General features: G+C 45.8%; 18 protein-coding genes. 17 read left to right on the top strand and 1 reads right to left on the bottom strand.

Annotated elements, in window-relative coordinates; genetic code table 11:
* The first annotated feature begins 18 nt into the window (after window positions 1-18).
* The 3 genes from cobA to sirC are packed head-to-tail and all read left to right on the top strand — an operon-like array spanning window position 19 to window position 2,049.
* Window positions 19-792 carry a uroporphyrinogen-III C-methyltransferase gene (gene cobA / locus KHQ79_RS10440; protein ID WP_019258360.1) on the top strand — a complete coding sequence of 258 codons (774 nt, stop codon included), beginning with the start codon at window positions 19-21 and terminating at the stop codon, window positions 790-792.
* A 2-nt stretch (window positions 793-794) separates the two neighbouring features.
* The gene (gene sirB / locus KHQ79_RS10435) at window positions 795-1,580 is read left to right on the top strand and encodes a sirohydrochlorin chelatase (protein ID WP_225515080.1); all 786 of its coding nucleotides are present in this window, start codon (window positions 795-797) and stop codon (window positions 1,578-1,580) included.
* Window positions 1,561-2,049 (top strand): precorrin-2 dehydrogenase/sirohydrochlorin ferrochelatase family protein, encoded by a 489-nt coding sequence (sirC, locus tag KHQ79_RS10430; protein ID WP_225515352.1) that lies wholly within the window; start codon window positions 1,561-1,563, stop codon window positions 2,047-2,049. The genes sirB and sirC overlap by 20 nt, the downstream gene beginning before the upstream one ends.
* Before the next feature lie 38 nt (window positions 2,050-2,087).
* Here the strand turns inward: sirC and rqcH are convergent, their stop codons facing one another.
* A complete protein-coding gene (rqcH, locus tag KHQ79_RS10425) occupies window positions 2,088-3,800 on the bottom strand; it encodes a tRNA modification protein RqcH (protein WP_225515078.1) in 1,713 nt (570 codons plus the stop codon).
* Window positions 3,801-3,921: 121 nt separating this feature from the next.
* On the opposite strand from rqcH, the gene KHQ79_RS10420 reads away from it, so the two are divergent.
* From KHQ79_RS10420 to rsgA, 14 genes are all read left to right on the top strand, one after another.
* Window positions 3,922-6,594 (top strand): calcium-translocating P-type ATPase, SERCA-type, encoded by a 2,673-nt coding sequence (locus KHQ79_RS10420; protein ID WP_225515076.1) that lies wholly within the window; start codon window positions 3,922-3,924, stop codon window positions 6,592-6,594.
* An 81-nt stretch (window positions 6,595-6,675) separates the two neighbouring features.
* Window positions 6,676-7,551 (top strand): YicC/YloC family endoribonuclease, encoded by an 876-nt coding sequence (locus KHQ79_RS10415; protein ID WP_019258365.1) that lies wholly within the window; start codon window positions 6,676-6,678, stop codon window positions 7,549-7,551.
* Between the two features lie 76 nt (window positions 7,552-7,627).
* Complete coding sequence (remA, locus tag KHQ79_RS10410; RefSeq protein ID WP_003154355.1) at window positions 7,628-7,897, top strand: extracellular matrix/biofilm regulator RemA; 270 nt, start codon at window positions 7,628-7,630, stop codon at window positions 7,895-7,897.
* Window positions 7,898-7,904: 7 nt separating this feature from the next.
* The gene (gene gmk, locus KHQ79_RS10405; RefSeq protein WP_003238626.1) at window positions 7,905-8,519 is read left to right on the top strand and encodes a guanylate kinase; all 615 of its coding nucleotides are present in this window, start codon (window positions 7,905-7,907) and stop codon (window positions 8,517-8,519) included.
* Window positions 8,520-8,522: 3 nt separating this feature from the next.
* On the top strand, window positions 8,523-8,726 hold the full coding sequence (gene rpoZ / locus KHQ79_RS10400; RefSeq protein ID WP_003221520.1) for a DNA-directed RNA polymerase subunit omega: 204 nt from the start codon (window positions 8,523-8,525) through the stop codon (window positions 8,724-8,726).
* A gap of 81 nt (window positions 8,727-8,807) precedes the next feature.
* A complete protein-coding gene (gene coaBC, locus KHQ79_RS10395) occupies window positions 8,808-10,028 on the top strand; it encodes a bifunctional phosphopantothenoylcysteine decarboxylase/phosphopantothenate--cysteine ligase CoaBC (RefSeq protein ID WP_019258367.1) in 1,221 nt (406 codons plus the stop codon).
* Window positions 10,025-12,442, top strand: a complete 2,418-nt coding sequence (priA, locus tag KHQ79_RS10390) for a primosomal protein N' (RefSeq protein ID WP_225515074.1) — start codon at window positions 10,025-10,027, stop codon at window positions 12,440-12,442. The genes coaBC and priA overlap by 4 nt, the downstream gene beginning before the upstream one ends.
* Before the next feature lie 26 nt (window positions 12,443-12,468).
* Window positions 12,469-12,951: a peptide deformylase gene (gene def / locus KHQ79_RS10385; RefSeq protein ID WP_225515072.1), complete on the top strand. Its 483-nt coding sequence runs from the start codon at window positions 12,469-12,471 to the stop codon at window positions 12,949-12,951.
* A 4-nt stretch (window positions 12,952-12,955) separates the two neighbouring features.
* A complete protein-coding gene (gene fmt / locus KHQ79_RS10380) occupies window positions 12,956-13,909 on the top strand; it encodes a methionyl-tRNA formyltransferase (protein WP_003238617.1) in 954 nt (317 codons plus the stop codon).
* Window positions 13,896-15,239, top strand: coding sequence for a 16S rRNA (cytosine(967)-C(5))-methyltransferase RsmB (gene rsmB / locus KHQ79_RS10375; RefSeq protein WP_225515071.1), 1,344 nt, complete (start codon window positions 13,896-13,898; stop codon window positions 15,237-15,239). Before fmt ends, rsmB begins: the two co-directional genes overlap by 14 nt.
* A 3-nt stretch (window positions 15,240-15,242) precedes the next feature.
* A complete protein-coding gene (rlmN, locus tag KHQ79_RS10370; protein ID WP_003238612.1) occupies window positions 15,243-16,334 on the top strand; it encodes a dual-specificity RNA methyltransferase RlmN in 1,092 nt (363 codons plus the stop codon).
* A 6-nt stretch (window positions 16,335-16,340) separates the two neighbouring features.
* Window positions 16,341-17,105, top strand: a complete 765-nt coding sequence (prpC, locus tag KHQ79_RS10365; RefSeq protein ID WP_225515069.1) for a protein-serine/threonine phosphatase PrpC — start codon at window positions 16,341-16,343, stop codon at window positions 17,103-17,105.
* A complete protein-coding gene (gene prkC, locus KHQ79_RS10360; RefSeq protein WP_225515067.1) occupies window positions 17,099-19,045 on the top strand; it encodes a serine/threonine protein kinase PrkC in 1,947 nt (648 codons plus the stop codon). Before prpC ends, prkC begins: the two co-directional genes overlap by 7 nt.
* Before the next feature lie 14 nt (window positions 19,046-19,059).
* Complete coding sequence (gene rsgA / locus KHQ79_RS10355; protein WP_225515065.1) at window positions 19,060-19,956, top strand: ribosome small subunit-dependent GTPase A; 897 nt, start codon at window positions 19,060-19,062, stop codon at window positions 19,954-19,956.
* Window position 19,957 lies beyond the last annotated feature (1 nt).

Genomic DNA, 19,957 nt, shown 5'->3' with positions numbered 1-19,957 from the left:
TAGATCGGGGGAAATACGATGGGGAAAGTATATATTGTAGGAGCGGGTCCCGGAGACCCTGATCTGCTGACAATTAAAGCGCTGAAAGCCATTGAAAAAGCTGATGTCATCTTATATGACAGATTAGTAAATAAAGAGATTTTACAATATGCCAAAGAGCAAGCAGACCTGATCTACTGCGGGAAGCTTCCAGATTTTCATACGATGAAGCAAGAAACCATCAATCGATTTCTTGTGAAGTATGCACAAAAAGGGAAAACCGTTGTCAGACTGAAGGGCGGAGACCCATTTGTGTTCGGCAGAGGAGGGGAAGAAGCGGAATGCCTCTCTGAAAACGGAATTCCGTTTGAAATCATCCCCGGCATTACGTCAGGAATCGCGGCAGCCGCTTATGCCGGGATTCCTGTTACTCATCGGGATGCGGGCTCTAACGTCGCTTTTGTAACGGGTCATTATAAAAAAGAAGAAGATTTTGAGGAAAAGTGGAAAGCGCTGGCTACAGGAATTGATACACTTGTCATCTATATGGGTATCAAAAACGTGCAGCAGATTGAAAGAAAACTCCTTGAAAACGGCCGGGACGGTTCTACGCCGGCAGCCTTTATTCACTGGGGAACAACGGACAAGCAAAAATCTGTTTTTTGTACAGTTGAAACCCTTTCAGAAACGGTGATAAAAGAAGATATTAAAAATCCGAGTTTAATTGTCATTGGAAATGTTGTAAATTATCACTATAAGCTGGATTGGTTTGAATCTGAACTGAAAAAACAAGATTTAAGCGAGGCGTTGTAAAAATGAAACAAGCGATTTTATATGTCGGTCACGGCAGCCGGGTAAAAAAGGCGCAGCAAGAAGCCGCAGCCTTTTTGGAAGGATGCAAGGCGCACGTCTCTGCGCCTGTACAGGAAATCAGCTTTTTGGAGCTTCAGGAGCCGACAATTGAGACAGGGTTTGAAGCATGTGTGAAGCAAGGCGCCACTCATATCGCAGTGGTGCCTCTGCTTCTTTTAACAGCTGCGCATGCAAAACATGATATTCCGGAAGAAATTGCGCGTGCAGCATCGCGATATCCTTCAGTCCGCATTTCATACGGAAAGCCGATCGGGATTGACGAAGAAGTAGTCAAAGCAGTATATCACCGAATGAAAGACATAGGTGTTCCGTATGAAAATGCCAGAGTCGTGCTCATCGGAAGGGGAAGTTCAGATCCCGATGTAAAAAGAGACGTAACCGGTATTGCCAGTCTTCTTCAAAATATGCTTCCGGTCAAGGAAGTCATCCCGTGCTTTTTGACAGCATGCGGCCCGAATTACAAAGAGATTTTTTCAGAGCTTAAAAAAGATGACGGCATGACAACCTTTATTGTTCCCTATTTGCTCTTTACCGGTATGCTGATGAATGAAATAGAACGAGAGGTTCAGAAATTAAAAGCTGAAAATCCGAATGTCTATCTCTCTTCCTATATCGGTTTCCACCCCCATGTGAAAAACGCATTTTTAAACCGTGTGAGAGAAACCGCCGCAAACCATGAGGGGCAATTTGATTTTGACGGAGGTTCATATGCTTCCGCTGCACATTAGCCTGGAAAAGAAAAAGGTTGTCATTGCGGGGGGCGGCAGCATTGCTCTCAGAAGGCTGAAAACGGTACTTTCTGAGGGAGCTGATATTACGCTTGTCAGTCCGGATGTTGAACCGGAAATCAAGAAGATGGCAGACAACCGCCGCATCAGATGGGCCAGCCGCACGATTGAAAAAGAAGACTATCTCGATGCTTTTTTGATTATTGCCGCGACGGATAATGCGGCAGTGAACAAAGAAATTGCTCAAACCGCTTCACCTTTTCAGCTTGTCAATTGTGTCAGTGAAGCTGAGCTTGGCAACGTGTACATACCGAAAATCGTAAAAAGAGGGCATGTTACGGTGTCTGTTTCTACAAACGGAGCCAGTCCAAAGCATACAAAGGAACTGTCTGAAAAAGTGGATGAGCTGATTGACGGCGACTTTGTCGCTGAAGTTGACAGGCTTTATCATGTAAGACGAAAGAAATAAGCCAGAGCATACAATGCTCTGGCTTTTCTTTATGCGGCTCAGCTTTTTTTCAGCTTGATGACAGTATCAGCATCAGGTGTGACAAAGACGGTGTGCTGGCTGTCATAGGTGACGAAGCCGGGCTTCGCGCCGTTCGGTTTTTTGACATGCCTGATTTTTGTATAATCTACAGGCACTGAACTTGAATCTTTAGCTTTTGAAAAATAAGCTGCAATTGTCGCGGCTTCAATGATTGTTTGCTCATCCGGTTCGCTGCTTCTGATCACAACGTGGGAGCCTGGAATATCCTTCGTGTGAAGCCAAATATCGTCTCTGGCTGCCGCTCTTGTCGTTAAATATTCATTTTGGCGGTTGTTTTTACCCACTAAAATCGTCAAGCCCGAAGAGGATTCATATGTTTCTAAAACCGGGTTGTGCGGTTTTTGTTTTTTCTGTCCTTTTTGCTGCTTAGGGCGTAAATATTTGCCCTCCACGAGCTCCTCCCTGATTTCGCTGATATCTCGAGGAGAAGCGGACGAAAGCTGCTGAATCAGCTGATCAAAGTATTCGATCTCCTCCTGTGCCAGCCTGATTTGCTCTTCGACAACTGCGACCGAATTTTTCGCTTTCTGATACTTCGTGAAGTAGGCCTGTGCGTTTTCAGAGGGCGTTTTGTTCGGATTTAACGGGATCGTGATTGTCGGACTTTCTTCATCGTAATAGTTGATGACCTCAGCCTGTTTATCACCTTTTTTCAGCATGTATAAATTAGCAGTTAAAAGCTCCCCGTATAGCTGAAATTCCTTGGCGTTTTCCGAATACTCCAGTGTTTTCTCTAATTTTTTGATTTTGTTGGCATTCTTCTTCCGTTCATTGACAACAAACCGTTCAAGATCCTGAGCCTGCTGCTTAACCCGGTCTCGTTCAGCTTTTCCGAAATAAAAACGGTCGAGCAGCTCGCTTAATGAATCAAACCAGCGCGCTTCACCTTTTAGATGAGTCAGCTCCAGCAGATAAAAATATTCCTTTCCGTTTACAGTTGTAATGTTGGGAATGAAGCGGTGCTCTTTTACTTCCGTAAACAGCTCCAGCAGCGCTTTTGGCAGTGTGACTTTGTTGGCAAGCCCCGCCCTGTGAACCGCTTCTTTAGCAAAGAGTGGAGACACACCTGAAAAGTGGTCGACAATTTGTTTGTCCAGCCGTCCTTCTTGAAAACTGAGATGACGTAAAATATCGTCTTCTGTCGCCTCAAGCGGCGAGATTTTGTCCTGGGCCGGCGGAAGCTTATAATCGTAGCCGGGCAGTACGGTACGGTAGCTGTTCATTGACGGCGATAAATGCTTAAGTCCGTCGATGATCACATTTTCTGCTCCGTCTGTCAAAATGATATTGCTGTGGCGGCCCATAATTTCTACATAAAGCTTTCGAACGGTTTCATCGCCAATTTCGTTCCGGCTTTTGATATGAAAAATCATAATGCGGTCCAAGCCCGCTTGTTCAATTTTCTCAATGAATCCGCCTTCGATATGCTTTCTCAGCAGCATGCAAAACATTGGCGGTTCGCTTGGGTTTTCATAAGCTTGCGTCGTGATGTGCACCCGTGAATAGCTCGGGTGAGCGGATAGTAATAGTTTTTGGTTTTTTCCATTAGCACGGATGTGAAAAATCACATCGTGCTTATATGGCTGATGGACTTTCGTAATTCGCCCGCCCATCATTTTCTCATTAAGTTCGTGTGTCATTCCGTATGTAAACATGCCATCAAACGACATATGCAATACACCCTCTCATTCTTCCTGCATTCGATAATTATAGCATGAAATGGGACGAGTCAGAATAAGCATGCTTATAGAGTGATATCTCTATACGAGAGCAGGGGAGTGGACGAGCGGAATGAAGTTTCATGAAATGGGACAAACAGATTTACTAGAGGCAACCAATACGTCCATGAAACAAGGATTAACAGAAAAAGAGGTGAAAAAACGCCTCGACAAGCATGGACCAAACGAGCTGCAAGAAGGGAAAAAAACATCAGCGCTTCTCTTGTTTTTGGCGCAGTTCAAAGATTTTATGGTGCTTGTGCTTTTGGCGGCAACGTTAATCTCAGGATTTCTTGGGGAATATGTAGACGCGGTTGCGATTATTGCGATTGTGTTGGTGAATGGCATACTCGGTTTCTTTCAAGAAAGGCGTGCTGAGCAATCTCTTCAGGCTTTAAAAGAGCTTTCAACACCGCATGTCATGGCGCTCAGGGAAGGAAGCTGGACAAAGATTCCTTCTAAGGAACTTGTGCCGGGTGATATTGTGAAATTTACAAGCGGGGACAGGATTGGTGCGGACGTTCGAATTGTCGAAGCGAAAAGCCTTGAAATAGAAGAATCAGCGCTGACCGGGGAATCAATCCCGGTTGTGAAGCATGCAGATAAATTGAAAAAACCGGATGTTTCCCTCGGTGATATTACGAATATGGCATTTATGGGAACCATTGTGACCCGCGGCAGCGGTGTCGGGGTCGTTGTCGGCACAGGAATGAATACGGCAATGGGGAAAATTGCCGACATGCTTGAATCAGCAGGGACACTGTCAACCCCGCTGCAAAGAAGACTTGAGCAGCTCGGGAAGATTTTAATTGTTGTTGCCTTGCTTTTGACCGTACTTGTCGTCGCTGTCGGTGTCATTCAGGGGCACGATCTGTACAGCATGTTTTTAGCGGGTGTGTCGTTAGCAGTCGCTGCAATTCCAGAGGGGCTCCCGGCGATTGTGACAGTGGCGCTGTCGCTAGGCGTACAGCGGATGATTAAGCAAAAATCAATCGTACGAAAGCTTCCCGCGGTGGAGACGCTTGGGTGTGCGTCTATCATTTGTTCAGATAAGACAGGGACAATGACGCAAAACAAAATGACGGTGACACATGTCTGGTCCGGAGGAAAAACATGGAGAGTAACCGGGGCCGGCTATGAACCGAAAGGAAGCTTCACACTGAACGATAAAGAGATCAGTGTGAATGAGCATACGCCGCTTCAGCAGATGCTGCTGTTCGGAGCGCTTTGTAACAACTCCAATATTGAAAAAAGAGACGGCGAATATGTGCTTGACGGAGATCCAACGGAGGGAGCGCTGCTCACCGCGGCAAGAAAAGGCGGTTTTTCAAAGGAGTTTGTTGAATCTCATTACCGGATGATTGAAGAGTTTCCGTTTGATTCTGCACGGAAAATGATGACTGTCATTGTCGAGGATCAGGACAGAAAGCGGTATATCATTACAAAAGGTGCACCGGATGTGCTGATGCAGCGCTCTTCCCGTATTTTTTATGACGGCTCAGCGGCGCTTTTCTCAAATGAGAGAAAAGCAGAAACAGAGGCGGTATTAAGACAGTTGGCATCCCAGGCGCTCAGAACGATAGCGGTTGCCTACAGGCCGCTAAAAGCAGGTGAAACACCGTCTATGGAGCAGGCGGAAAAAGATTTGACGATGCTCGGTCTTTCGGGCATTATCGATCCGCCGCGGCCGGAAGTCAGACAGGCGATTAAAGAATGCCGTGAAGCGGGAATTAAGACCGTCATGATTACAGGTGATCATGTGGAGACTGCTAAAGCGATAGCGAAAGACTTGCGCCTCCTCCCGAAAAGCGGCAAAATCATGGATGGCAAGATGCTGAATGAACTTTCTCAAGAAGAGCTTTCTCATGTAGTGGAGGATGTGTATGTATTTGCCCGCGTTTCTCCAGAGCACAAACTGAAAATCGTGAAAGCCTACCAGGAGAACGGGCATATTGTGGCGATGACGGGAGACGGCGTCAATGACGCCCCAGCCATTAAACAGGCTGACATTGGAGTCTCTATGGGCATTACCGGGACAGATGTGGCCAAAGAAGCGTCATCCCTTGTTCTCGTGGATGATAATTTTGCGACGATCAAATCAGCGATAAAAGAGGGCAGAAACATCTATGAAAATATCAGAAAGTTTATCAGATACCTGTTGGCTTCTAACGTCGGAGAAATTCTTGTCATGCTGTTTGCGATGCTGCTTGCCCTTCCTTTGCCGCTCGTGCCGATTCAGATTTTGTGGGTCAACTTGGTGACCGACGGATTGCCGGCAATGGCGCTCGGCATGGATCAGCCGGAAGGAGATGTGATGAAGCGGAAGCCGCGTCATCCGAAAGAAGGAGTGTTTGCCCGCAAGCTTGGATGGAAGGTCGTCTCCAGAGGATTTTTGATCGGAGCTGCCACCATTTTAGCGTTTATCATTGTGTATCACCGGAATCCGGAGAATTTGGCTTATGCCCAGACGATCGCGTTTGCCACATTGGTTCTGGCTCAGCTTATTCACGTTTTTGACTGTCGCAGCGAGACCTCTGTTTTTTCCAGAAATCCGTTTGAAAATCTGTACTTAATCGGCGCAGTATTGTCATCAATTTTGCTGATGCTGGTCGTGATCTACTATCCACCGCTTCAGCCGATTTTCCATACAGTTGCCATCACGCCGGGAGACTGGATGCTCGTCATCGGCATGTCCGCCATTCCTACTTTTTTGCTGGCTGGGTCACTTTTGACAAGAAAAAAATAAATTCATATGATATAATCTTAGGGGTAATAGCATGTCTATTGCCCTTTTATTATAGAACAGGGAAGAATTGGGTGTTTTAAAATGATACGAAGTATGACAGGCTTCGGCAGTGCAAGCAAAACACAAGATGATCTCTCTGTAAGCGTTGAACTTAAATCTGTGAACTACAGATTTAAAGAAGTGAACGCTCGTTTGCCAAGGCCTTTGCTATATTTTGAAGATAAGCTGAAACAGACCATTCTGCAGCATATCCATCGCGGAAGAATTGAACTTTTCGTATCCGTTGACAGCGATATGCTTGTTGAGAAAAGGCTTGAAATTGATTGGCCGCTGCTCGATGAGTTTGTCGCAGCTGCGAGAGATATGAAGAAGCGGTATCAATTGTCTGCAGAGCCTGATGTAATGGATTTCTTCAAGCTTGACCATGTCGTTCAGATTCATGAAGAACAGACGCAAAATGACAAGCTGGAGGCGTTAATCACCGCTGCTGCAGAGGAAGCGGTAAAAGGGCTCTGTGAAATGCGTGAAAAAGAGGGGCTGCTTTTAGCAAAAGACTGCCTGCTGCACATTGATCAGCTTGAAGAGCTGGTGAAAGAGACTGAATTGCTGGCAGCGGATGTCGTATCTCGTTACCGGGAACGGCTGTACGCCAGAATAAAAGAATGGACTGAAGACGTGTTAGACGAGAGCCGGCTTGTAACAGAATGCGCTATTTTTGCAGACCGCTCTGATATCACTGAAGAGATTACCAGGCTGAAGAGCCACTTCGCCCAGTTTCGTGATATATTAGCTGGAGGCGGAGCTGTCGGGCGCAAACTCGACTTTCTCGTTCAGGAGCTGAATCGGGAAGCAAATACAATCGGCTCAAAAGCAAATGATCATCAGATCACAAAGCTTGTCGTCGAAATGAAAAGTTCTATTGAAAAAATAAAAGAACAAGTGCAAAATATAGAATAGTGACTGTGCGTATTGTTTACAGACGGTCTTACTAGGCTAAACTAGAGACGTCTATTTTACAGGGGGAACGTAGAAGATGACGATTAAACTGATTAATATCGGATTTGGCAATATTATCTCCGCCAATCGGATGATTTCGATTGTCAGCCCGGAGTCTGCGCCAATCAAACGAATGATCCAGGATGCAAGAGACCGCGGAATGCTAATTGACGCTACATACGGGCGAAGAACCCGTGCAGTTGTCGTCATGGATAGTGATCACATTATCTTATCTGCCGTCCAGCCTGAGACAGTTGCACACAGACTTTCTGTTAAAGAAGAAATTATGGATGAAGGGCAGGGATAATTGCCGCATGAAAGAAAGAGGGTTATTAATCGTTCTCTCAGGTCCCTCAGGAGTTGGTAAAGGAACGGTTCGGCAAGCGATTTTTTCGCAGGAAGACACAAAATTTGAATATTCGATTTCAGTAACCACAAGAAGCCCGCGAGAGGGCGAAGTGAACGGAGTCGATTATTTTTTCAAAACGAGAGATGAATTCGAGCAAATGATTGCAGACAACAAGCTGCTTGAATGGGCAGAGTATGTCGGCAATTACTACGGCACGCCTGTCGATTATGTTGAACAGACGCTTCAAGAAGGAAAAGACGTCTTTTTAGAAATCGAAGTTCAAGGCGCTCTTCAAGTGAGAAATGCTTTCCCGGAAGGCCTGTTTATTTTCCTTGCGCCTCCAAGCCTTTCTGAACTGAAGAACAGAATCGTGACAAGAGGAACGGAAACAGACGCTCTGATTGAAAATCGAATGAAAGCCGCAAAAGCTGAGATCGAAATGATGGATGCTTATGATTATGTCGTTGAAAACGATAATGTCGAAACGGCTTGCGATAAAATCAAAGCAATCGTTCTCGCTGAACATTTGAAGCGCGAGCGCGTTGCGCCAAGATATAAGAAAATGCTGGAGGTTGAATAACCAATGTTAGATCCGTCAATTGATTCTTTAATGAATAAATTAGATTCCAAATACACGCTCGTGACTGTTTCTGCGAGACGTGCCCGAGAAATGCAGATCAAAAAAGACCAAATGATTGAACATACGATTTCACACAAATATGTAGGCAAAGCTTTAGAAGAAATTGATGCAGGCCTGCTTTCGTTTGAAAAGGAAGACCGCGAATAGTAGCACAAGTAGCAACCTATATCATGTAGGTTGTTATTTTTTTCCGTGCGGTTTTTGTAAAGTGCAGAGGGGGAGAAGTCATTGCTTAACAATCGAAATGTGTTACTTTGCGTGAGCGGAGGCATCGCTGTTTATAAAGCCTGTGCGTTAACGAGTAAGCTGGTTCAGGCAGGTGCAAATGTCAAAGTGATTATGACTGAATCAGCATGTCGGTTCGTCTCACCGCTGACATTTCAGGCATTGAGCCGCCATGAAGTCTATACAGATACATTTAAAGAACAAAATCCAAGCGTCATTTCTCATATTGATGCCGCAGACTGGGCCGACTTGGTTATCGTGGCGCCGGCTACGGCTAATGTGATTGGAAAACTGGCAAACGGCATTGCTGATGATATGCTGACGACAACATTGTTAGCAGCAACGGCTCCCGTTTGGATCGCGCCGGCGATGAACGTTCACATGTACGACCACCCGGCAGTCAAACGAAATATTTCAGTTCTTTATCAGGATGGTTTTCGTTTTATTGAGCCGAGCGAGGGCTATTTAGCATGCGGTTATGTAGGAAAAGGCAGATTGGAAGAGCCTGAAAATATCGTGAAGCTAGCCGAAAAGCATTTTGCTGACGAAAAAATCGCTCCTTTGGAGGGCAAACGTGTGGTCATTACAGCTGGTCCGACAAGGGAAGCGGTTGATCCTGTCCGATTTTTCACCAATAAATCAACGGGCAAAATGGGATATGCATTAGCGGAGGCTGCTGTCCAGCTCGGCGCACAGGTAACCTTAATCTCTGGCCCTGTTTCGCTGGATCAGCCGAAAGGCCTTTCTCAGTTTATCCCTGTTCAATCGGCTGCGGATATGCGCGAAGCGGTGCTCTCTGTGTATGACGCAAGCGATATTGTCATCAAAACAGCTGCAGTAGCCGATTTTACGCCGAAAACAGTGTTTGACCATAAAATGAAAAAACAAGACGGCGGGATGACCCTTGAATTGAAAAGAACGGTTGATATTTTGAAAGAATTGGGCGAGAAAAAGCAGGAGCAGCTATTGGTCGGATTTGCCGCTGAAACACAAGACGTTGAACACTATGCCCGTAAAAAGCTCACCGCCAAAAATCTTGATATGATTGTGGCAAATGACGTGAAAGCAAATGGGGCCGGTTTTGGTGCTGATACGAATATCGTGACAATCTTCTTCAAAGACGGGCGCAAACGCGAGCTGCCGATGATGTCTAAGCTCGATGTTTCTTTTGAAATCCTTCAGGAGATCGCAGCCCTCTTAACACAAACCGGAGAGCGCCCATGAATTTTGCCGAAGTCATCGTTGATGTCAGCACCAAAAATATAGACAGGCCTTTTGATTACAAAATCCCAGACCATCTCAAGGGCATGATCAAAACGGGCATGCGGGTCATTGTTCCGTTTGGCCCCCGTAAAATTCAAGGATTTGTGACAGCTGTCAAAGAAGCATCTGATCTCTCGGGGAAGTCTGTCAAGAAAGTAGAGGATTTATTAGATCTTACACCTGTTTTGACAGAGGAGCTTATGAATCTGTCATCTTGGCTGTCCGACAAAACGCTGTCTTTTAAAATAACGGCGCTTCAAGCGATGCTGCCTGCTGCATTAAAGGCGAAATATGAGAAAGAATTAAAAATCGCAGACGGCGCCGATCTTCCGCCTCAAGTGGAACGGCTGTTTTCTGAAACAAAGACTCTGCTGTATTCGGATATACCCGATCACGATACGCTGAAAATGATTCAAAAGCATGTTCAAAAAGGCAGCATTGACGTGACGTATAAAGTCGCGCAAAAAGCCAATAAAAAAATGGTCAGGCACATTCAGGCAAATGCGAGTAAAGAAGAGCTTGCCAAGCAGGCTGAGGGATTATCCCGCCAAGCAGCAAAGCAGCAGGCAATTCTTCACTTTTTCATCGCTGAGCCGGAAGGGGTGAAAATCCCTGCGGCGGAATTGTGCAACAAAACGGATGCGAGCTCTGCGACCATCAAAACCCTGATCCAAAAGGGGCTTTTGAAGGAAAGCTATGAAGAGGTTTACAGAGATCCCTATCAGGACAAAATGTTCAAAAAAACAGAACCGCTCCCGCTGACAGACGAACAGAGCGCTGCCTTTGAGCCAATACGTCAGACCTTGGACAACGATGAGCATAAAGTGTTCCTTCTTCACGGCGTGACAGGAAGCGGAAAAACAGAAATTTATCTGCAATCGATTGAAAAAGTACTGGCGAAAGGAAAAGAAGCCATCGTCCTCGTACCGGAAATCTCGCTGACGCCGCAGATGGTCAATCGCTTCAAGGGCCGTTTCGGCTCTCAGGTTGCAGTCATGCACAGCGGATTATCCACAGGGGAAAAATATGACGAGTGGCGCAAAATCCACCGGAAGGAAGTGCGGCTTGTCGTCGGCGCCAGATCAGCTATTTTTGCTCCATTTGAAAATCTCGGCATGATTATCATCGATGAAGAGCATGAATCCTCTTATAAACAAGAAGAAATGCCGCGCTATCATGCGAAAGAGGTGGCAATCAAGCGGGCTGAGCATCACAGCTGTCCTGTTGTGTTAGGCAGTGCTACCCCAACATTAGAGTCATATGCACGGGCGCAAAAGGGTGTGTACGAGCTTCTTTCGCTGAAGCATCGCGTTAACCGCCAGGTGATGCCTGAGGTTTCCCTTGTCGATATGAGAGAGGAGCTCAGAAACGGCAATCGCTCGATGTTTTCAATTGAATTGATGGAAAAGCTTGAAGAAACGATTGCCAAGGGTGAGCAGGCCGTGCTGTTTTTAAATAAAAGGGGCTATTCTTCCTTTGTGATGTGCAGGGATTGCGGATATGTCCCGCAATGCCCGCACTGCGACATTTCCATGACGTACCATCGTTACGGCCAAAGGCTGAAATGCCATTATTGCGGACATGAAGAGCCTGTTCCGCATACTTGTCCCGAATGCACAAGCGAGCATATTCGTTTTTTCGGAACGGGAACACAGCGGGTGGAGGAAGAGCTGACAAAAGTTCTGCCAAATGCGAGAGTGATTCGGATGGATGTTGACACGACATCGCGGAAAGGCGCCCATGAAAAATTATTGTCAGCTTTTGGAGAAGGAAAAGCGGATATTCTTCTCGGAACGCAAATGATCGCGAAAGGGCTTGATTTTCCGAATGTCACACTTGTCGGAGTGTTAAGTGCCGATACCACACTTCATATTCCTGATTTCAGATCGGCCGAAAAAACATTTCAGCTGTTAACGCAAGTCAGCGGCCGGGCAGGCAGGCATGAAAAACCCGGCCATGTCATCATTCAAACGTACACACCGTCCCATTACAGCATCCAGCTGACGAAGACGCACGATTATGAAACGTTCTATCAGCACGAAATGGCGCACAGAAGAGAGCAATCCTATCCGCCCTATTACTTTTTGGCTCTTGTGACTGTTTCTCATGAGGAAGTGGCGAAAGCAGCTGTTACTGCTGAAAAAATCGCTCACTTTTTGAAAGCAAACTGCGGAGCTGACACGAAAATTCTCGGGCCAAGCGCGTCGCCGATAGCCAGGATCAAAGATAGATATCGCTATCAATGCGTGATAAAATACAAACAGGAAACCCAGTTATCCGCTTTGTTGAAGAAGATACTGGAACATTATAAACGCGAAATTGAACAAAAGCATGTAATGATTTCAATTGATATGAATCCTTATATGATGATGTAAGATCTCACGTCTTGGAGGGTAACAAATTGGTAGTGAAAAAGGTTGTCACACATCCTGCGGAGGTGTTGGAAACATCTGCGGAAACCGTGACTGTTTTTGATAAAAAGGTAAAAAAGCTGCTTGATGATATGTACGACACCATGCTTGAAATGGATGGAGTCGGACTGGCAGCGCCGCAGATCGGCATTTTAAAAAGAGTGGCTGTCGTAGATATCGGAGATGACAGCGGCAGAATTGATCTCGTTAATCCTGAGATTTTAGAAAAAAGCGGTGAGCAAACCGGAATTGAAGGATGCCTGAGCTTTCCTGGCGTCTATGGTGATGTCACACGTGCCGATTATGTCAAAGTGCGTGCGTTTAACCGTCAGGGAAAACCGTTCATTCTGGAAGCGCGAGGCTTTTTAGCGAGAGCCGTGCAGCACGAAATGGACCACTTAGACGGTGTGCTGTTTACATCTAAAATAAGCAAATACTATACAGAAGATGAACTAGCGGATATGGAAGGATGATTTGATGACGAGGATCGTATTTATGGGGACGCCGGATTTTTCAGTTCCTGTTTTAAGAACCCTGATAGAGGATGGTTATGAAGTAGTGGGGGTCGTCACACAGCCGGACCGTCCGAAGGGCAGAAAAAAAGTGCTGACACCTCCTCCGGTAAAGGAAGAGGCATTGCGTCACGGCATCCCGGTTCTTCAGCCGGAAAAAGTCAGATTGAAAGAAGAAATTGAGAAAGTGCTGGCTTTAAAGCCAGACCTTATTGTAACGGCAGCATTCGGACAAATTTTGCCTAAGGAGCTTCTCGACAGCCCGAAATACGGCTGCATTAACGTTCACGCGTCACTTTTACCGGAACTGCGCGGGGGGGCTCCGATCCATTATTCCATTCTGCAGGGAAAGAAAAAAACCGGTGTTACCATTATGTATATGGTAGAAAAATTGGATGCAGGCGATATGATCTCAAAAGTGGAAGTGGACATTGAAGAAACCGATAATGTCGGAACGCTGCACGATAAATTAAGCGTAGCTGGCGCGAAGCTATTGTCTGAAACAGTTCCAAACGTCATTGCCGGCAGCATATCACCTGAAAAGCAGGATGAAGAGAAAGCGACATACGCGCCTAACATCAAAAGAGAGCAAGAGCTGATCGATTGGTCTAGAACAGGTGAAGAGCTTTACAACCAAGTCCGCGGCTTAAACCCTTGGCCTGTTGCCTATACGACTCTTAATGGACAAAACTTGAAAGTGTGGGCGTCGAAAAAAACACCCGCACAAACAAAAGCTGAGCCCGGCACAGTCGTTTCGGTTGAAAAGGAAGGGATTATCGTTGCCACAGGTAACGATACGGCCCTGTTATTAACCGAACTTCAGCCGGCCGGCAAAAAACGCATGAAAGGCGAGGACTTTGTGCGCGGCGCTCATGCTGAAGCCGGCGATATGTTAGGAGTAAACAATGAAAAAAAATAGTGTTCGTGATATCGCCCTAGAGGCGCTGGTCAAACTAGAACAAAACCAGGCATACAGCAACCTGCTACTGAAATCGGTCATTAAATCAAATGAACTGAGTGATCAGGACAGAGGGCTTTTGACTGAACTTGTCTACGGTACATTGCAAAACAAGATCGCGCTCGATTATATGCTCAAACCGTTTATTAATAAGCCTCAAAAAGTAAAGCCGTGGGTGATTCAGCTTCTTCGCCTATCCTTGTATCAAATGGAGTATTTGGAGAAGATTCCAGAGAGGGCGGCCATTCATGAAGCGGTCGAAATTGCTAAAATCCGCGGACACAAAGGCATTGCTTCATTTGTCAACGGCGTGCTTCGTTCCATTCAGCGCGAAGGTGTTCCATCCTTTGACGCTATCGAAGATCCTGTCCGCCGGCTGGCTACAGAGACAAGCCATCCGGAATGGCTTGTGAAAGAGTGGGCGGATGCATATGGATTTGATGCGGCTGAAAAGATTTGCCGCATCCACCTCATTCCGCCGAAGCAGACACTGCGGGTCAATCAAATGAAAATAGACAGAGCGGATTTGCTTAACCAAATGGCTGCTGAGGGAATCGAAGTTGAAAAAGGCGATCTGGCTGAAGACGCTGTGAAGCTCCTAAAGGGATCAATCGCTGGAACTCATTTCTTCCAAAACGGTGAAGTTTCCATTCAGGATGAGAGCTCCATGCTCGTCGCCCGCGCCCTTGATCCTAAGCCCGGTGAAACGGTGCTTGACGCGTGTGCCGCGCCTGGAGGAAAGTCGGCTCATATCGGAGAATTGATGGAGAACAAGGGAAGCGTTACATCACTTGATCTTCACAAGCATAAAGTGAAGCTGATCAAAGAAGCTGCAGATCGGCTTGGACTTACAATCATTGACGCGAAAACGATGGATGCGAGAAAAGCAGGCGAAACGTTTGAAAATGGACAGTTTGACCGGATATTGGTCGATGCCCCGTGCTCAGGTTTTGGTGTCATCCGAAGAAAGCCGGACATGAAATACACGAAAAAGCCTGATGACAGCGCGCGGCTTGCTGAAATCCAGCTGTCGATCTTGAGGGAAATCGCACCATTAGTAAAAAAAGGTGGCACTCTTGTCTACAGTACGTGTACAATGGACCGGACAGAAAATGAAGAAGTAATACATGCGTTTATACAAGAACATCCTGATTTTGAACCCGATTTGTCTCTTGAAAAGCGGCTGCCCGAAAAGGCGAGACCCTTTGTTCGGGATGGAAGGGTGCAAATCCTTCCTCATTATTTCGGAACAGATGGTTTCTTTATTTGCAGCATGAGAAAGAAGGGATAAGTAATGGCTGAACTTAAAAAAACAAAAGTAAGAAAAGAATTGCGGACAGAGCGCCCGTCTATTTATTCTTTTGAATTAGATGAAATCAAACAATGGCTGACAGACAACGGAGAGAAACCGTTCCGCGCGGCACAGATCTTTGAATGGCTATATGAAAAACGCGTGTCTTCTTTTGAAGAAATGACAAACTTGTCAAAGGATCTGCGTGAGAAATTAAGCGCTCATTTTGAGATGACGACGCTGAAAACGGCTGTTAAACAAACCTCTCAAGACGGTACGATGAAGTTTTTGTTCGAGCTGCATGACGGTTATACAATCGAAACCGTTTTAATGAGACACGAGTATGGCAATTCTGTATGTGTAACGACACAAGTCGGCTGCCGTATTGGCTGTACGTTCTGCGCGTCAACACTCGGAGGTTTGAAACGAAACCTTGAAGCGGGTGAAATTGTCGCTCAAGTACTCAAAGTTCAAAAGGCTCTGGATGAAACGGATGAACGTGTCAGCTCTGTGGTGATCATGGGAATTGGTGAACCTTTTGATAACTTTAATGAAATGCTCGCTTTCTTGAAAATCATTAACCATGACAAGGGCCTGAATATTGGTGCTCGTCATATTACGGTTTCTACAAGCGGCATCATCCCGAAAATTTACGAATTCGCTGATCAGAAAATGCAGATTAACTTTGCAATTTCTCTGCACGCGCCGAATACAGAAATCAGAAGCCGTTTGATGCCGATTAACAGAGCCTATAAACTGCCTGATTTAATGGAAGCCGTTAAATATTATATTAATAAAACGGGACGCCGTATCAGCTTTGAATACGGGCTGTTTGGGGGCGTAAACGACCAGGTCGAGCACGCTGAAGAACTTGCCGACTTGCTGGAAGGAGTCAAATGCCACGTAAACTTGATTCCGGTAAACTACGTTCCTGAACGGGACTATGTGCGTACACCACGTGATCAGATTTTTGCTTTTGAGAAAACGCTGAAATCCCGCGGAGTAAATGTCACAATCCGAAGAGAGCAAGGACATGACATTGACGCAGCCTGCGGTCAGCTTCGCGCGAAGGAGCGTCAAGACGAGACGAGGTGATGAGGGTTGTTAACAGCCTTAAAAACAGATACAGGGAAAATCCGCCAGCATAATGAAGATGATGCGGGAATATTCAAGGGGAAAGATGAATTTTTATTAGCGGTTGTCGCTGATGGCATGGGCGGCCATCTTGCTGGAGATGTTGCAAGCAAGATGGCTGTGAAAGCCATGGGGGAAAAATGGAATGAGGCAGAAACGATTCCAGTTGCGCCCTCGGAATGTGAAGAGTGGCTTATTGAACAGATTCTTGCGGTAAACAGCAAAATATACGATCACGCCCAGGCCCACGAAGAATGCCAAGGTATGGGGACGACGATTGTATGTGCGCTTTTTACAGGGAAAACGGTTTCTGTTGCCCATATAGGTGACAGCAGATGCTATTTGCTTCAGGACGATGATTTCATTCAAGTGACAGAAGATCATTCGCTTGTAAATGAACTGGTTCGCACTGGAGAGATCTCCAGAGAAGACGCCGAACATCATCCGCGAAAAAATGTGTTGACGAAGGCACTTGGAACAGACCAGTCAGTCAGCATTGATACACGTTCCTTTGACATTGAAGCCGGGGACAAACTGCTTCTATGCTCTGACGGACTGACGAATAAAGTGGAAGGCACTGAATTAAAAGACATCCTGCAAAGCGATTCAGCTCCTCAGGAAAAAGTAAACCTGCTTGTGGACAAAGCCAATCAGAATGGCGGGGAAGACAACATTACAGCAGTTTTGCTTGAGCTTGCTTTACATGTTGAAGAGGGTGAAGATCAGTGCTAATCGGCAAGCGGATCAGCGGGCGTTACCAAATTCTCCGCGTTATAGGCGGCGGGGGAATGGCCAACGTGTATTTAGCTGAGGATATCATTCTAGACCGTGAAGTCGCAATCAAAATCCTTCGGTTTGACTATGCGAATGACAATGAATTTATCAGGCGTTTCCGCAGAGAAGCCCAATCCGCATCAAGCCTTGATCACCCGAATATTGTCAGCATTTACGATTTGGGCGAGGAAGGCGATATTTATTATATTGTCATGGAATACGTTGAGGGCATGACGCTCAAAGAATACATAACAGCAAACGGGCCGCTTCACCCTAAAGAAGCGCTGAACATCATGGTGCAAATTGTCTCAGCTATTGCTCATGCCCATCAAAATCAGATTGTTCACAGAGACATTAAGCCGCATAACATTTTGATTGACCACATAGGAAATATCAAAGTGACGGATTTCGGAATTGCGACGGCACTGAGTTCGACCACAATCACCCATACCAATTCTGTCCTGGGCTCAGTCCATTACTTATCACCTGAACAGGCGCGAGGCGGTTTGGCGACAAAAAAATCGGATATTTATGCGCTTGGAATCGTTTTATTTGAGCTTTTAACCGGCCGTATCCCGTTTGATGGAGAATCGGCAGTCAGCATCGCCTTAAAGCATCTTCAGGCGGAAACTCCTTCGGCGAGAAGGTGGAATCCGTCAGTACCCCAAAGCGTTGAAAACATCATACTAAAGGCAACTGCCAAAGATCCTTTTCATCGCTACGAAACGGCTGAAGACATGGAAGCAGACATACAAACAGCTTTTGACGCCGACAGACTCAATGAAAAGAGATTTACCATTCAAGAAGATGAAGAAATGACAAAAGCGATTCCTATCATTAAAGATGAAGAGCTCGCTAAAGCTGCTGGCGAAAAAGAAGCTGAATTGACATCCGCCCAAGAGAATAAAACAAAGAAAAACGGCAAAAGAAAAAAGTGGCCGTGGGTTTTGCTCACGATATGCATCGTTTTCATCACGGCTGGAATTCTCGCTGTCACTGTTTTCCCATCGCTTTTTATGCCTAAAGATGTCAAAATACCTGATGTCTCCGGAATGGAATACGAAAAGGCGGCAGGCCTTTTGGAAAAAGAAGGTTTGCAGGTTGATTCCGAGGTTTTGGAAATCTCGGATGAGAAAATTGACGAGGGCCTGATGGTAAAAACGGATCCTAAAGCGGATTCCACAGTCAAAGAAGGAGCAACGGTCACTCTTTATAAGAGCACCGGAAAAGCAAAAACGGAGATCGGTGATGTGACAGGCCAAACGGTCGATCAGGCAAAAAAAGCGTTAAAGGACCAGGGGTTTAAACATGTAACGGTGAGTGAAGTGAATGACGAGAAAAACGCGGGCACTGTCATTGACCAGAATCCGTCAGCAGGGACTGAGCTTGTGCCGAGTGAAGATCAAGTCAAGCTCACAGTCAGTATCGGACCCGAAGACATTACGCTTAGAGACTTGAAAACTTACAGTAAAGAAGCAGCGTCTGGATATCTGGAAGACAACGGGCTGAAGCTGATAGAAAAAGAAGCATACTCGGATGACGTTCCAGAAGGACAGGTTGTTAAACAAAAACCAGCAGCAGGAACGGCAGTAAAGCCGGGAAACGAAGTTGAAGTGACATTCTCTCTCGGACCTGAGAAAAAACCTGCGAAAACAGTGAAAGAAAAGGTTCAGATCCCCTACGAGCCAGAAAATGAAGGGGACGAGGTTGAAGTGCAAATCGCAATTGACGATGCGGATCACAGCATCTCTGACACTTATGAAGAATTTAAGATAAAAGAGCCGACTGAACGGACGATCGAACTAAAGATTGAACCCGGTCAAAAAGGGTACTATCAAGTGATGGTAAACAATAAAGTCGTCAGCTACAAAACCATTGAGTATCCAAAAGATGAATAACAAGGAGGGAAAATATGCCTGAGGGCAAAATTATTAAGGCGCTAAGCGGCTTTTACTATGTACTGGATGAATCAGAGGATTCAGATAAAGTGATACAATGCAGAGGAAGAGGTATTTTCAGAAAGAACAAAATTACCCCTCTCGTCGGCGATTACGTTGTGTATCAGGCTGAAAATAATAAAGAGGGATATCTGTTAGAAATTAAAGAAAGAACCAATGAGCTTATCAGGCCGCCAATTTGCAACGTTGATCAAGCGGTCCTTGTATTCTCAGCGGTTCAGCCTTCTTTCAGCACGGCATTGCTCGACCGCTTCTTGGTTCTTGTTGAGGCCAATGATATTCAGCCGATTATATGCATTACAAAAATGGATCTGATTGAAGATCAAGATACACGAGATGTGATTCAAGCCTATGCAGAAGACTATCGGAAAATTGGTTATGACGTGTACCTCACCTCCTCTAAAGACCAAGACAGTTTAACGGACATCATCCCGCATTTTAAGGACAAAACAACGGTGTTTGCCGGTCAGTCCGGTGTTGGAAAATCCTCGCTTCTCAACGCGATCAGTCCGGAGCTCGGTTTGAGAACAAACGAGATTTCCGAGCATTTGGGCCGCGGGAAACACACAACCCGTCACGTGGAGCTGATTCACACGTCCGGAGGCTTGGTAGCGGATACTCCGGGATTCAGTTCGCTTGAATTCACAGACATTGAGGAAGAAGAGCTGGGCTATACCTTCCCTGATATTAGAGAAAAAAACTCTTCATGCAAATTTAGAGGCTGTCTGCATTTAAAAGAGCCGAAATGTGCGGTGAAACAAGCTGTTGAAGACGGGGAATTAAAGCAGTACCGCTATAACCATTATGTTGAATTTATGACGGAGATTAAAGACAGAAAGCCGAGGTATTAGC

This window comes from Bacillus sp. TSO22 (assembly GCF_020223595.1).
Classification (GTDB): domain Bacteria; phylum Bacillota; class Bacilli; order Bacillales; family Bacillaceae; genus Bacillus; species Bacillus inaquosorum.
The sequence above is the reverse complement of the archived record's forward strand: the minus strand, read 5'-3'. Positions and strand labels throughout refer to the sequence as shown.

Coding starts and splice junctions, on each gene's coding strand:
- cobA (WP_019258360.1), top strand. CDS start 19: ATGGGGAAAGTATATATTGTAGGAGCGGGTCCCGGAGACCCTGATCTG.
- sirB (WP_225515080.1), top strand. CDS start 795: ATGAAACAAGCGATTTTATATGTCGGTCACGGCAGCCGGGTAAAAAAG.
- sirC (WP_225515352.1), top strand. CDS start 1,561: ATGCTTCCGCTGCACATTAGCCTGGAAAAGAAAAAGGTTGTCATTGCG.
- rqcH (WP_225515078.1), bottom strand. CDS start 3,800: ATGTCGTTTGATGGCATGTTTACATACGGAATGACACACGAACTTAAT.
- KHQ79_RS10420 (WP_225515076.1), top strand. CDS start 3,922: ATGAAGTTTCATGAAATGGGACAAACAGATTTACTAGAGGCAACCAAT.
- KHQ79_RS10415 (WP_019258365.1), top strand. CDS start 6,676: ATGATACGAAGTATGACAGGCTTCGGCAGTGCAAGCAAAACACAAGAT.
- remA (WP_003154355.1), top strand. CDS start 7,628: ATGACGATTAAACTGATTAATATCGGATTTGGCAATATTATCTCCGCC.
- gmk (WP_003238626.1), top strand. CDS start 7,905: ATGAAAGAAAGAGGGTTATTAATCGTTCTCTCAGGTCCCTCAGGAGTT.
- rpoZ (WP_003221520.1), top strand. CDS start 8,523: ATGTTAGATCCGTCAATTGATTCTTTAATGAATAAATTAGATTCCAAA.
- priA (WP_225515074.1), top strand. CDS start 10,025: ATGAATTTTGCCGAAGTCATCGTTGATGTCAGCACCAAAAATATAGAC.
- fmt (WP_003238617.1), top strand. CDS start 12,956: ATGACGAGGATCGTATTTATGGGGACGCCGGATTTTTCAGTTCCTGTT.
- rsmB (WP_225515071.1), top strand. CDS start 13,896: ATGAAAAAAAATAGTGTTCGTGATATCGCCCTAGAGGCGCTGGTCAAA.
- rlmN (WP_003238612.1), top strand. CDS start 15,243: ATGGCTGAACTTAAAAAAACAAAAGTAAGAAAAGAATTGCGGACAGAG.
- rsgA (WP_225515065.1), top strand. CDS start 19,060: ATGCCTGAGGGCAAAATTATTAAGGCGCTAAGCGGCTTTTACTATGTA.